At 72.1% G+C, this 13,602-nt stretch carries 8 protein-coding genes; 1 reads left to right on the top strand and 7 read right to left on the bottom strand.

The genetic code is table 11. The features are described from left to right. The coding region (locus IE153_RS15710) for a maltotransferase domain-containing protein (RefSeq protein WP_189590318.1) at positions 1-795 on the bottom strand (795 nt) is incomplete at its 3' end. Positions 796-1,010: 215 nt separating this feature from the next. Further along, positions 1,011-2,213: a S8 family peptidase gene (locus tag IE153_RS15705; protein WP_189590317.1), complete on the bottom strand. Its 1,203-nt coding sequence runs from the start codon at positions 2,211-2,213 to the stop codon at positions 1,011-1,013. Between the two features lie 276 nt (positions 2,214-2,489). On the opposite strand from IE153_RS15705, the gene IE153_RS15700 reads away from it, so the two are divergent. Beyond that, a complete protein-coding gene (locus IE153_RS15700) occupies positions 2,490-5,108 on the top strand; it encodes a glycosyltransferase family 1 protein (RefSeq protein WP_189590316.1) in 2,619 nt (872 codons plus the stop codon). A gap of 75 nt (positions 5,109-5,183) precedes the next feature. Here IE153_RS15700 and IE153_RS15695 read toward each other — a convergent pair whose 3' ends face one another. The 5 genes from IE153_RS15695 to IE153_RS15675 all read right to left on the bottom strand — a co-directional run bounded on the left by IE153_RS15695 (position 5,184) and on the right by IE153_RS15675 (position 13,587). Continuing rightward, positions 5,184-5,714: a DUF1990 domain-containing protein gene (locus IE153_RS15695; RefSeq protein WP_189590315.1), complete on the bottom strand. Its 531-nt coding sequence runs from the start codon at positions 5,712-5,714 to the stop codon at positions 5,184-5,186. Positions 5,715-5,781: 67 nt separating this feature from the next. Then, complete coding sequence (locus tag IE153_RS15690; protein WP_189590314.1) at positions 5,782-7,428, bottom strand: M4 family metallopeptidase; 1,647 nt, start codon at positions 7,426-7,428, stop codon at positions 5,782-5,784. A gap of 220 nt (positions 7,429-7,648) precedes the next feature. Next, a complete protein-coding gene (locus IE153_RS15685; RefSeq protein ID WP_189590313.1) occupies positions 7,649-9,709 on the bottom strand; it encodes a M4 family metallopeptidase in 2,061 nt (686 codons plus the stop codon). A gap of 315 nt (positions 9,710-10,024) precedes the next feature. After that, positions 10,025-11,797, bottom strand: a complete 1,773-nt coding sequence (locus tag IE153_RS15680; protein WP_189590312.1) for an ABC transporter ATP-binding protein — start codon at positions 11,795-11,797, stop codon at positions 10,025-10,027. After that, entirely contained in the window at positions 11,794-13,587 is a 1,794-nt protein-coding gene (locus IE153_RS15675) for an ABC transporter transmembrane domain-containing protein (RefSeq protein ID WP_189590311.1), read from the bottom strand. Before IE153_RS15675 ends, IE153_RS15680 begins: the two co-directional genes overlap by 4 nt. Positions 13,588-13,602 lie beyond the last annotated feature (15 nt).

The following is a 13,602-nucleotide window of genomic DNA, read 5'->3' as shown; positions in this document are numbered from 1 at the left end:
GCGGAACGTGCCGTGGGGCTGCTCGGGGGTGCCCTCCGAGCGCGGGAAGAACTCGTACCACGAGCCGTACAGGGCCCGCTCACGCTCCACGAGGAGCGGCAGGGGCTCACTGCTGGTGACCAGGTCCCGCAACGGATGCCGCTCCAGGACCGCGTCCACCTCCGGCGTCAGCGCCGCCGCCAGACGAGCCGCCGCGGGACGGTCCTCGTCCCGCAGGGCGTCGACGGCGGTGAGGATCACGTCGCGCAGTCCCTCCTCCTCGGGCACGCCCGCGGCCGCCCGCTCGTACAGACGCGCGCCCTCCTCGAGGACGACGTCCGTGTCCATGCCCGCCGGGATCTTGATCTCGGCGTGGTGACGCCAGGTACCGACCGGGTCCCCCCATGCCTCGACGGTGAACGTCCACAGGCCGGGTTCCCCGGCGGTGACCGTCGCACCCCACCGGTCCGTCCCCGGGGCGAGCTCGCGCATCGGCGTCCACGGGCCCGGACGGCCCTCGGCATCCTTCAGGACGGCGTTGGCGGCGACCGCGTCGTGCCCCTCCCGGAACACGGTCGCCGAGATCTCGAAGGTCTCGCCGGTGACGGCCTTGGCCGGCCGGCGGCCCCGCAGGACCACCGGGCGGACATCCAGTACGGGTATGCGCCCCACCGCGGTCGCGTCGTGATCGGGTGGTGGTGGCGAGGCCGGTTGACCGGCGACGGCCGGGCGCGCGGGGCGTGCCTCGCCGCCGGGTGCGTGCGCCCCGGTCGTGCGGCGGTTGGGGGGTGCTGGCGAATGGTGCTTGGCGGGCATGACCGCTCCTGTCCGCGTCAACGTGGGTAGGCGGATGTCTGTGGGGAGGTGGGTCCTGCGTGGTGCTCCTGAGAGGGGTACCCGCAGGAGCCTTCCCACCCTATTCGGGTGAGCAATCCGGCACTTTGTTAACTACTCACGCGTATGTCGACACACAAGACCGGCCTCGTCCGCGACGGACGAGGCCGGCCCCCTGGCATGGCTGCTCCTTCGCCCTATGCGCGCGGCACCCGCAGTAATTTGTCCGGCGAACCGATACCCCGGCCGGAGACCTTCCCGGCCGCCGCCGTGGTGGTCAGGACCGCCCCGACCTGGGCCGGAGTCGCTTTCGGATGATCGGCCAAATAGAGCGCGGCCGCGCCGGCGGCGTGCGGGGACGCCATCGACGTACCCGAAAAGGTGGACCGCGCCGTGTCGCTCGCGGCGGACGCGGAGGTGATTTCGACGCCCGGGGCGAACAGATCGAGGGCCGGACCGTGGTTGGAGAAGGCCGGTTTTGTATCCCCGCGGTCGGTCGCGCCGACCGTGACGGCCTGTTTGACGCCGCCCGGGGAGTACAGGCCGGCCGGCCTGCCGTCGTTGCCCGCGGCGACCGTGTAGGTGACGCCGGAGGCGATGGAGGCGCGCACGGCGGCGTCCAGCCGGTCGTTGCGCGGGCCACCCAGGCTGAGGTTGGCGACCGCGGGCTTCCTCGCGTGCCGGGTCACCCAGTCGATCCCGGCGATCACCCGGGCCGTGGTGCCCCCGCCCGCGGCGTCGAGGACGCGCACGGAGACGATCCGGGCCCGCTTCGCGACGCCGAAGGACGTTCCGGCGACCGTACCGGCGACGTGCGTGCCGTGGCCGTTGGCGTCCGAGGCGACCCGGTCGTTCCCCACGAAGTCCCAGCCGTGGCTCGCCCGGCCGGCGAAGTCCTCGTGGGTGGTCCGGACGCCGGTGTCGATCACGTACACCGTCACCCCCGCGCCGGCCGACCGGGGCCAGGTGTAGCTCCGGTCCAGCGGCGGCTTCCGCTGGTCGAGCCGGTCGAGCCCCCACGACGGCGGGTTCTGCTGGGTGCCGTCGAGCCGCACGCGGGTGTCCTGGACGACCGAGGCGACCCGGGGGTCGGCGGCCAGCCGCGCGGCCTGTCTCCCGCCCGCCCGCACCGCGTAGCCGTTCAGGACCGTGCCGTAGGTGTGGCTGATCTCCGCCCCGTACTCTTCGGCGAGGCCTTTTCCGGCCGCCGACCGGGCCTGCGTGCCCTCCTCCAGTGTCACCAGGTAACTTCCGTGCACGGAGCCGGGTGATCCGGCACCGAGTATCCGCCCCTCCGGTACGGCGTGCGCGGGCAGGGTGGTGGCCGAAAACGCCGCGGCGCAGATCGCCGCCGTCAGGCCCCCCGCCCGGCGCAGACGCCGCTCGCGCGTCCGAGCCATGGTCCGAGTTCCCCTCCTCGACTCGGCGTACGGCTGCCGCGCGGAGCCGCGTGCGGCGGGCGCGGGCCGGTACGCCAGAGGCAGCCTCTCGTGACGTGTGAAGCACCACAAGGACGCCTATGGGTGCGGAATCGGCCATATCCGTGAATGGTGCTGTTCAGGCCGATCGGGGGGCGGGTGGCGGAGCTCCAGCGGCGGGGGCGCCGACGCCGGTACTGTCGTAGGAGACGTCGTCGAAGCCCTGCGAAATCCAGCGAACGCGCCGAGGTGGAACCCGTGAAGGCGATCCGTCGATTCACCGTCCGACCCGTTCTCCCCGAACCCCTCCGGCCGCTCAGCGATCTGGCCCGCAACCTGCGCTGGTCGTGGCACGCGGAGACCCGTGACCTGTTCCGGTCGGTCGACCCCGAGCGGTGGGCCGCCTCGGGCGGCGACCCCGTCCGGCTGCTCGGCAGCGTGCCGCCCGCGCGGCTGGCGGAGCTCGCCGGGGACCGCCCGTTCCTGCGTCGCCTCGCCGCGGTCGCGGGCGATCTGCACGACTACACGACCGGCGAGCGCTGGTACCAGACCCAGCCCGAGGAACTGCCCGCCGCGATCGCCTACTTCTCGCCCGAGTTCGGCATCACGGCCGCCCTGCCCCAGTACTCCGGCGGCCTCGGCATCCTGGCCGGCGACCACCTCAAGGCGGCCAGCGACCTCGGCGTCCCGCTGATCGGCGTCGGCCTGCTCTACCGGCACGGCTACTTCCGCCAGACCCTCTCCCGGGACGGCTGGCAGCAGGAGCACTACCCGGTCCTCGACCCGAACGAGCTGCCCGTCGTCCAGCTGGAGGAGCCCGACGGCACCCCCGCCCAGGTCGCCCTCGCCCTGCCCGGCGGCAGGCAGCTGCACGCCCGGATCTGGCTGGCGCAGGTCGGCCGGGTCCCGCTGCTGATGCTGGACTCCGACGTCGAGGAGAACGACCTCGGCGAGCGCGGCGTGACCGACCGGCTCTACGGCGGCGGCAGTGAGCACCGGCTGCTCCAGGAGATGCTCCTCGGCATAGGAGGTGTCCGGGCGGTACGGACGTACTGCCGGCTGACCGGCCACCCCGCGCCGGAGGTGTTCCACACCAACGAGGGGCACGCCGGGTTCCTCGGCCTGGAGCGCATCGCCGAACTCTGCGCCGACGCGCTGGACTTCGACTCCGCGCTGGAGTCGGTGCGCGCCGGGACCGTCTTCACCACCCATACGCCCGTCCCGGCCGGCATCGACCGCTTCGACCGCGAGCTGGTCGCCCGCCACTTCGGCCCCGACGCCGAGCTGCCCCGCATCGACGTCGACCGCATTCTGCGGCTCGGCATGGAGACCTACCCCGGCGGGGAGCCCAACCTCTTCAACATGGCCGTGATGGGCCTGCGCCTGGCCCAGCGCGCCAACGGGGTCTCCCTGCTGCACGGCAACGTCAGCCGTGAGATGTTCGCCGGCCTGTGGCCCGGTTTCGACGCCGACGAGGTGCCGATCACGTCCGTGACCAACGGGGTGCACGCGCCCACCTGGGTCGCCCCCGAGGTGTTCCGGCTCGGCGCCCGCCAGATCGGCGTCCAGCGCGCCGAGGACGCGCTGACCGTCGGCGGCTCGGACCGCTGGGACACGGTGGCCGACATCCCCGACCAGGACATCTTCGACCTCCGGCGGGTGCTGCGCGAGCAGCTCGTGACCGAGGTGCGCGAGCGGCTGCGGGCCTCCTGGCGGCAGCGCGGCGCGCACACGGCCGAGCTGGGCTGGATCGATGGCGTCCTCGACCCGGACGTCCTCACCATCGGCTTCGCCCGGCGCGTCCCCTCGTACAAGCGCCTGACGCTCATGCTGCGCGACCGGGACCGGCTGATGGACCTGCTGCTGCACCCCGAGCGGCCGGTCCAGATCGTCGTGGCGGGCAAGGCGCACCCGGCGGACGACGGCGGGAAGCGGCTGGTGCAGGAGCTGGTGCGGTTCGCGGACGACCCGCGGGTGCGGCACCGGATCGTGTTCCTGCCGGACTACGGCATGGCGATGGCGCAGAAGCTGTACCCCGGCTGCGACATCTGGCTCAACAACCCGCTCAGGCCGCTGGAGGCCTGCGGCACGTCCGGGATGAAGGCCGCGCTCAACGGCTGTCTCAACCTGTCCGTCCTGGACGGCTGGTGGGACGAGTGGTTCCAGCCCGACTTCGGCTGGGCCATCCCGACGGCGGACGGGGTGGGGACGGATCCCGATCATCGTGACGCCATAGAGGCCGCGGCGCTGTACGACCTGCTGGAGCAGCGGGTGACGCCCCGCTTCTACGAGCGCGGGCGCAGCGGGCTGCCCGACCGGTGGATCGAGATGGTCCGGCACACGCTGAGCCTGCTCGGGCCGAAGGTGCTGGCGGGGCGGATGGTCCGCGAGTACGTCGAGCGGCTCTACGCTCCGGCGGCGCTCGCCCACCGCTCGCTCGTGCCGGACTCGGCGCGGGAGCTCGCCGAGTGGAAGGGGCGGGTGCGGGCGGCCTGGCCGGGCGTCACGGTCGACCATGTGGAGACGTCCGCGGTGGCCGCGCTGGCGGAACTCGGCACGACGCTGGGGCTTCGGGTGCTGGTCGGGCTCGGGGAGCTCGGGCCGGACGACGTGGAGGTGCAGGTCGTCTCGGGGCGGGTGGACGAGGAGGACCGGATCGGTGACGCGACGGTGATTCCCCTGAAGCCGGTGGGCTCCGCCGATCAGGAGGGGCGCTGGGTTTACGAGGGGCCCTTGTCGCTGGATCGCACCGGGCCCTTTGGGTACACGGTGCGGATCCTTCCCGCGCATCGGCTGTTGGCTTCGAGCGCGGAGTTGGGCTTGGTTGCCGGACCCTCTGAGGAACTGGTCGCGGCTGCGGGGTTGCTGATGCGGTGAGTTCGCCGTCTGCGGGCGCGTGGGGGGTGCTCGCGCCCACGCGGCGGAGCCGCGCATCGATACGGCCCCGCGCCCCTAGGTCGGCTCGCCACCCTGCGTCGCGAGGTTCCGCAGGACGTTGCCGCACCTGCGGGCGTACGCGTGCTGGAAACCCCTGGTCGCCGGGCCGCCCGCTTTGGCGTACCACTTGGCCGCCCGGCTGAAGGCGTTCACCGTCAGCCACACCGTGCCGTCTCCCGTCCGGTCCACGATGAACGACTCCTCGCCGGTTTCCGGGTGGCCGGGCAGCGTGCCGTAGGCCCAGCCGGCGCGGCGGGGTTCCTCGACCGTCCAGACCACCCGGCAGGGGGCCTTGATCATGCCGGCGAGGGTGACGGTGACGTCGACGCCGGGGGCGGCTCGTTCCGCGCTCGCGTCGAGGCCGACGCCCATCGACCGGTGCATCTCCCAGGTGAGGACGGCCTCCGAGGCCCGTCGGAAGACCTCCTCGCCCTCGCCGAGGCGGGTGCGGACGTTCATGGAGTGGAAGCCCGGAGGGCAGAAACCCTGGTCACGGGTGGCGCCGACATCGGCGTAGGTGAAGTCCTGCGAATCCGTAGAAGACACGGTCCCAAGAGTAGGGCGGTACCCGGACCCGCTTCGGGTCCGGGTACCGCCCAGGGGCGTGGATCGGTCAGCCGACGTTCACGGCCGACCAGGCGGACGCGACCGCCTTGTACTCGGTGCTGGACGCGCCGTACAGCGCCGAGGCCGCGTTCAGGGTCGCGGTGCGGGCCTGCGCGTACTTGGTCGTCGACGTCATGTACGTCGTCAGCGCCTTGTACCAGATCTGCAGTGCCTTGGTGCGGCCGATGCCGGTGACCGTGGAGCCGTTGGACGTGGGCGAGTTGTAGGTCACGCCGTTGATCGTCTTCGAGCCGCTGCCCTCGGACAGCAGGTAGAAGAAGTGGTTGGCGGGACCGGAGGAGTAGTGGACGTCCACCCCGCCGAGACTGGAGGACCAGCTGTCCTTGGACGCGCCGTCCTTGCTGGGCTTGTCCATGTAGCGCAGCGGGCTGCCGTCGCCGTTGATGTCGATCTCCTCGCCGATGAGGTAGTCACCGACGTCGGAGGAGTTGTTGGCGAAGAACTCGGCGCCCGCTCCGAAGATGTCGGAGGTGGCCTCGTTCAGACCGCCGGACTCGCCGCTGTAGTTCAGGCCCGCCGTGGCCGAGGTCAGGCCGTGGCTCATCTCGTGCGCGGCCACGTCGAGCGAGGTCAGCGGGTTGGTGTTGCCCGAGCCGTCGCCGTAGGTCATGCAGAAGCAACTGTCGGACCAGAAGGCGTTGACGTAGCTGTTGCCGTAGTGGACGCGCGAGTAGGCGGCCTTGCCGTCGTTGCGGATGCCGTTGCGGCCGAAGGCGCTCTTGTAGAAGTCCCAGGTGATCTGGGCGCCGTAGTGCGCGTCGGCGGCGGCGGTCTCGGCGTTGGACGGGTTGCCGGTGCCCCACACGTCGTCGGAGCCGGAGAAGAGGGTGCCGGTGCCGGAGGTGCCGCGGTTGAGGTTGTACGTCTTGTGGCCGCCGCGGGTGCCGTCCGTCAGGTTGTACGTCGACCCGGACTTGGTGGTGCTGAGCGTGACCGAGCCGCTGTAGGTGGTGTTGCCGGTGCCGGTCTCGACGCCCTGGTACTCGTAGAGCTTCTTGCCGGTGGCGGCGTCGGTGACGACGTGCAGTTCGTTCGGGGTGCCGTCCTCCTGGAGACCGCCGACGACGGTCTCGTAGGCGAGGACCGGCTTGCCGCTCGCCGCCCAGATCACCTTGCGGGGAGCCGAACTCGCCTCGGTCTTGGCCGAGCCGGCCGCCTTGGCGAGGGTCACGGCCTGCTTCTCCGCCTTGGCGGCGGTGACCTCGGGCTTGAGCGAGGTGACCTTCAGGGCCGCCTTGGTGGCTCTGGTGACGCCCTTGGCCGCGCCGGACTTCGACTCGTGCACGACGAGGTCGCCGCCGAGGACCGGCAGGCCCGCGTAGGTGCGCTCGTAGCGGGTGTGGACCGAGCCGTCGGCGTCCTTCACGACGTCCCTGACGACCAGCTTCTCCTGGGCGCCGAGGCCTATCTCGTCGGCGGTCTTCGTGGCGTCCGCCTGCTGCTCCTGGATGAGCGCGGTGCGGGCGGGCGCGGAGAGCAGGACCGGGGCGGCGGCGAGAGCAGGCTTGCTCGCGGAGTCCGCGGCGGCGCTGCTGCCGGAGGTCAGGCCGGTGGTGAGCAGGGCGCCGGCGGCGACGGCGGTGGCGATGGCGAGCGTGGCGCGCTTTTGACGCGCGTAGACAGAGGTGGACACACGAGCTCCTCGTTGTGGGGGAAGTGCTTCGGTGCTGTGCGGCGTGGGGGAAGAGTGGCACTGGAGACGCGTACATGTCAGGAGTGGGGCGTGATGTTGGCCGGAACTCGACGGCCAGATGTACGCGAGGGCAGGTGAAACGGACGCCGCCCCGGGGGATTCGAACCCACCGGGGCGGCGCCCTGACTCTGAGGCCCTACGGGCCCGCGGATCTACCGGCCTACGGGAACGTCAGCTTCCAGCTGTTGATGTAGCCGGTGTCGATGGCCGCGTTGTCCTGCACCCGCAGCTTCCACACGCCGTTGGCCACCTCGGAGGAGGCGTTCACCGTGTACGTGGTGTTGATGTTGTCGGCGCTGCCGCCGGTGCCGTACCCCTTCAGCGTGTACGCCGTGCCGTCGGGGGCGACGAGCTCCACCTTGAGGTCACCGATGTAGGTGTGGACGATGTCCACCGCGACCTGGAGGTTGGACGGCGCGTTGCCCGTCCGGCCGGAGACGGTGACCGACGAGGTGACCGCCGCGCCCCGGTCCGGGATCGCCACGTCGGCCGTGTTCTCGAAGGACGTGCCGCCGCCGCCCCCGCCGCCGGAGCGCTCGCCGACGTTGATGCCCGCCCACGCGTCCTGGACCGCCTTGTACTCGGCGCTGTCCGTGCCGTAGAGCTCACCCGTGGCCGCGAGGGTGCCGGTGCGGGCGCCCGCGTAGTTGGTGTTCGAGGTGAACTTCGTGGTGAGCGCGCGGAACCAGATCTTCTCCGCCTTGTCCCGGCCGATGCCGCTGACCGGAAGGCCGTCCGAGGTGGACGAGTTGTACGTGACACCGTTGATGGTCTTGGTGCCGCTGCCCTCGGAGAGCAGATAGAAGAAGTGGTTCGCGGGGCCCGACGAGTAGTGCACGTCGATCGAGCCGATGCCCGAGTACCAGCTGTCCTTGGACGCGCCGTCCTTGCTCGGCTTGTCCATGTAGCGCAGCGGTGAGCCGTCGCCGTTGATGTCGATCTCCTCGCCGATGAGGTAGTCACCGACGTCGGAGGAGTTGTTCGCGTAGAACTCGACCGTTGATCCGAAGATGTCGGAGGTGGCCTCGTTCAGGCCGCCGGACTCGCCGCTGTAGACGAGGCCCGCGGTGTTGGACGTGACGCCGTGGGTCATCTCGTGACCGGCCACGTCGATCGACGTCAGCGGGTGGGTGTTGCCAGAGCCGTCGCCGTAGGTCATGCAGAAGCAGCTGTCGGACCAGAAGGCGTTGACGTAGTTGTTGCCGTAGTGGACCCGGGAGTAGGCGCCGACGCCGTCGCCCTTGATGCCCGAACGGCCGTGCACGTTCTTGTAGTAGTCCCACGTCAGCGCGGCGCCGTAGTGCGCGTCGGCGGCGGCGGTCTCGGCGTTGGACGGGTTGCCGTTGCCCCACACGTCGTCGGGACCGGAGAACAGCGTGCCGGTGCCGGAGGTGCCGCGGTTGAGGTTGTACGTCTTGTGGCCGCCGCGCGCGCCGTCGGTGAGGTTGTACGTCGACCCCGACTGCGTGGTGCCGAGCGTCACCGTGCCGCTGTACATCGTGTTGCCGGTGCCGGTCTCGATGCCCTGGTACTCGTAGAGCTTGGCGCCCGTGGCCGCGTCGGTGACGACGTGCAGCTCGTTAGGGGTGCCGTCCTTCTGGAGGCCGCCGACGACGGTCTCGTAGGCGAGGACCGGCTTGCCGCTCGCGGCCCAGATCACCTTGCGCGGGGCCTTGTCGACGTCGGCGCTCTTGGCGTCGTCCGCCTTCGCGGCGGCCAGCGCCTGCTTCTGCGCCTTGGCGGCGGAGACGGCCGCGGTGGTGGTGGCCGGCTTGATGGCGGCGCGGGTCGCCTTGACGACGGCCTTCGTCGCACCGGACTTGGCGGCCTTGACGACGAGGTCGCCGCCGAGGACGGGCAGGCCGTCGAAGGTGCGCTCGTAGCGGGTGTGGACCGTGCCGTCGGCGTCCTTCACGACGTCACGGACGACCAGCTTCTCCTTGGCGCCGAGACCCAGGTCCCGGGCGGTCTGCGCCTTGCCGGCCTCGGCCTTGCGGATCAGCTCGGCGCGCTGGGCCGGGCTGAGCTTGACCGATTCCGAGCCGGGGGTCGCCTTGCTCGCGGCCGGCGGCGTCTTCTCGGGGGCCGCGACGGCAGTGCCGCCCTGGACGGCGGCGGCCATCAGCGCGGCGACGCCGAAGAGGGCCACGGCCGCGGTGCGGCGGGGGGTGTGGGGAGTGCGTCTGTGGGAGGTGCCTCTTCGCGAGGAACTGCTTCTCAACACTGACTCCTTCTGCGGGACCGGGGGTCGCCCGGCCTGGGGAGGTGGAGGTGTTGCTGTGGGGTTCCTGTGGAGCAGTCGTGGGAAGCGTGGCAGGGGAGCGCGCTTTCTGTCAGGACCGCGTCAAAAGTATGGCCGGAAACGGTTCGTTGTCCGGAAGTTCATGTTCGTTATACGGACACGTCGCTCTTCGGACGCTTCGCTGTCTCCGGGGGGATTCGCTGTGCTGGCCTCGGCGGATTCGCGGTGCGGGCGCTGCGCTGTCCTCGGCCGGATCCGCTTGGGGGGGCGCTGTGCCGTCCTCGGCCAGATCCGCTAGGCGGGCGCTGTGCCGTCCTCGGGCAGATCCCCGTGCCAGGAGTGCCACAGTGCCGCGTAGGCGCCGCCGGCCGCCACCAGCTCGTCGTGCGTGCCGAGTTCGGTCAGCCGGCCGTCCTCCATCACCGCCACGCGGTCGGCGTCGTGCGCGGTGTGCAGCCGGTGCGCCACGGCGATGACGGTGCGCCCCTCGAGGACGGCGGCCAGGGCCCGCTCGGTGTGCCGGGCGGTCGTCGGGTCGAGCAACGCGGTCGCCTCGTCGAGGATCAGCGTGTGCGGGTCCGCCAGCACCACCCGGGCCAGGGCCAGTTGCTGGGCCTGAGAACCGTCGGTACGGCAACCGCCCTGCCCCAGCGGGGTGTCCAGCCCTTGCGGCAGCTTCCGCACCCACGCGTCGGCGCCCACCACCGCCAGCGCGTCCCACAACTCCTCGTCCCCCGCCGACGGTTCGGCGATCCGCAGGTTGTCGCGGACCGACCCGAGGAACACGTGGTGCTCCTGGGTGACCAGGACGACCTGGCGGCGCAGCCGCTCCGGGCCCAGCCCGACGACCGGCACACCGCCGACCGTCACCGAGCCCGCGGTCGGCGCGTCGATGCCCGCCATCAGCCGGCTGAGCGTGGTCTTGCCGGCGCCGGACGGCCCGACCATGGCGAGCCGCTCCCCGGGCCGCACCGTCAGATCGACGCCGCGCAGCACCTCGACGCCTCCGTCGTACGCGTAGCGCACCCCGGTGACGTCGATCCGGTCGCCGTCGGGATCCGGACAGTCGCCCTCGCCGGGGGCCTGCGGGGCCCGGGCGAGCCCCTCCACCCGGGCGAAGGAGGCGCCGCCGGACTGGAGTTGCTCGATCCGCACCAGGACCTCGTCCAGGGGTGCGCTCAGCTGGTGCAGATACAGCGTCGCCGCCACCACCGCTCCGAGGCTCATCGAGCCGGACGCGTGCAGTGCGCCGCCGATCACCAGCACTCCGGCCACCGGGAGGACGTACGACGTCTCCATCACCGGGAAGAACACCGAGCGCAGGAACAGCGTGTAGAAGCGGGTGCGGCGGGAGGCCTCCAGGGCGTCCCGGCTCGCGGCCGTGCGCTGCTCCCGGAGCCCGAAGGCCTCCACCGTGCGTGCCCCGGCTGCCGTCGACGCCACGATCTCCGTTACGTCCGAGGTGGCGGCGCCCTCGGCGAGGTACCCGTCCCGGGCCCGGCGGAGATACCAGCGCAGGGCGATCCAGATCGGCGTCAGCGTCAGCACCGCGAGGGCGCCGAGGAGCGGGTCCATCAGGAACACGGCGACGATGAGGAACAGCGCCTGGACCAGGTTGACCAGCAGGACGGGACCCGCGTCCCGCAGGGTGTTGCCGACCGTCGTCACGTCCGCCGTGCCGCGTGCCGTCAGGTCACCGGTGCCGGCCCGCTCCACCACCGACGCGGGCAGGGTCAGCGCCCGGTCCACGAACCGCTCCCGCACCCGGGCCAGGGTCCGCTCCCCGAAGCGGTGCCCCACGTACCGGGCCCAGCGCGCCAGCAGCACCTGCGCGAGGGCGGACAGCAGCAGGAGCAGGGCCAGCCGGTCCACGGCTGCCGTTCCGTGCCCGGCCCGCACGTCGTCGATCATCCGGCCCAGCAGCCACGGCCCGGCCAGTCCGGCCACGGCCGCGAGCGCGTTCAGGCCGAGGACGACACCGAAGGCGCGGGCGTCGGCCCGGACGAGACCCAGCAGGGCGCGCCGGACGTCGGCCCGTTCGGCGACCGGCAGGTGTGCGCGGTTCATCCCAGGACCTCCTCGGTGTCCCTCGCGACGAGGGCCCGGTAGCCGGGGGTGGTGGCGAGCAGTTCGTGGTGGGTGCCGGTGGCTTCGACCTTGCCGTCCCTGAGGTAATGGACGGTGTCCGTGCGGTCCAGGACGAGGGGGGAGGTGGTGGTCACGACCGTGGTGCGGCCTTCCCTCGCCCTCCTCAGCCGGGCGGCGACGGTGGCTTCGGTGTGGGCGTCCAGGGCCGAGGTGGGCTCGACGGCCAGGAGGATCTCCGGGTCGGTGAGGAGGGCTCTGGCCAGGCGGATGCGTTGGCGTTGGCCGCCGCTGAGGTTGCGGGCCTGGGCGTCCATGGGGGTGTCGAGGCCTTGAGGGAGGGCTTGGACGATGTCTTCTGCGGCGGCTGTGTGGAGCGCCTTTTGGGTTGCCGCGCGGGGTTGTCCGGCGGGGGCGGGGGCGGGTGCGTGGGGGCTTGTCGCGCCCCGCGGCGGAGCCGCAGATCGACACAGCCCCGCGCCCCTTCCGGGCGCGTCCCTGGAGCCGATCATCTGGTGCAGGGGGCCCGCGAACAGGTCCGCCTCGTGGTCGGCCACCAGGATGCGGGCCCGGATCTGGTTCAGGGCGATGTCGTCCAGGCGGGTGTCGCCCCACGTCGCGCCCGACGGGGCGTAGCGGCCCAGGCGGTCCACCACCGTCCTGGCGTCCGCGGGGTGCTCCGCGACCAAGGCTGTCAGGCGCCCCGGCAGGATGCGTACGCCCGACTCGGGGTCGTACAGGGCCGACGGCTCGGACGGGGCGTCCAGGGTCCCCGAGTCGGCCATCGGTTCCAGACGCAGGAACCGTACGACCCGGCGTGCGCACACCACGCCGCGGCTGACCTGGTAGCCGCACTCGACCAGGAAGGCCACCGGCCACACCAGCACCGCCACATAGCCGTAGACGGACACCAACTGGCCCACGGTGATGTCGCCCTGCGCCGCGAGCCGGGCCGCCAGCCACGTCACGACCGCGAGGAACAGGCTCGGCAGGCCGATTCCCAGCGCCTGGACCCAGCTGGTCACCGCCCCCACCCGGTACCCCTGCTCACGCAGCCGCCCCGAGTCCCGCCGGAAGGCGTCCGCCACCAGTTGCCTGCCGCCCAGGCCGGCGAGGACCCGCAGGCCGCCGGCGAGGTCGCCGATCCGCGCGGTCAGCACGCCCTGCCGCTCGCGGTACTCCGCCTCCGACCCCTGCAACCGGCCGAGCAGCGGCCCGACCAGCAGGGCGAGCACCGGAATGCCCAGCAGCACGACCAGCGCGACGACCCCCGAGACCGACACCAGCAGCACGGCGATCACCAGGTACCCGACGACCGCGCCGATCCCGGGCCCCACGACCGTCAGCGACTGGCTGACCGTCTGCACGTCGCCCACGCCGATCGTGACGACCTCCCCGGCGCCCGCCTGCCGCCGCAGCGAGGCGCCGAGCCGCACCGCCTGTCCGACGACCACCTTCACCGTCCGGAAGTTGGCGTCCATGCGGACCCGGGTCATGGTGCGGTGCCGCATGATGCTCAGCCAGGCGTTGAAGCCGCCCACCGCGAACAGCGCGCCGCTCCACAGCGTCAGCGCGCTCATGTCGCCGGGCTCCAGGCCGTCGTCGATCGCCCGGGACATCAGGTACGGCGTCGCCGCCAGCAGCACCATCCACACCGTGCCGAACATCGCCCCCGCGGCGCACCGCCCCGGCTGCCGGGTGACCAGCCACCACAGGTAGCGGGCGCCGCCGCGGTGGTCGGGTGTGCCGGGGTCCTCGTACGCGTCGATCATCCGCCCGCCCTCTGC

It is taken from the genome of Streptomyces massasporeus (genome assembly GCF_014648995.1).
Taxonomy (GTDB): Bacteria; Actinomycetota; Actinomycetes; order Streptomycetales; family Streptomycetaceae; genus Streptomyces; species Streptomyces massasporeus.
The sequence above is the reverse complement of the archived record's forward strand: the minus strand, read 5'-3'. Positions and strand labels throughout refer to the sequence as shown.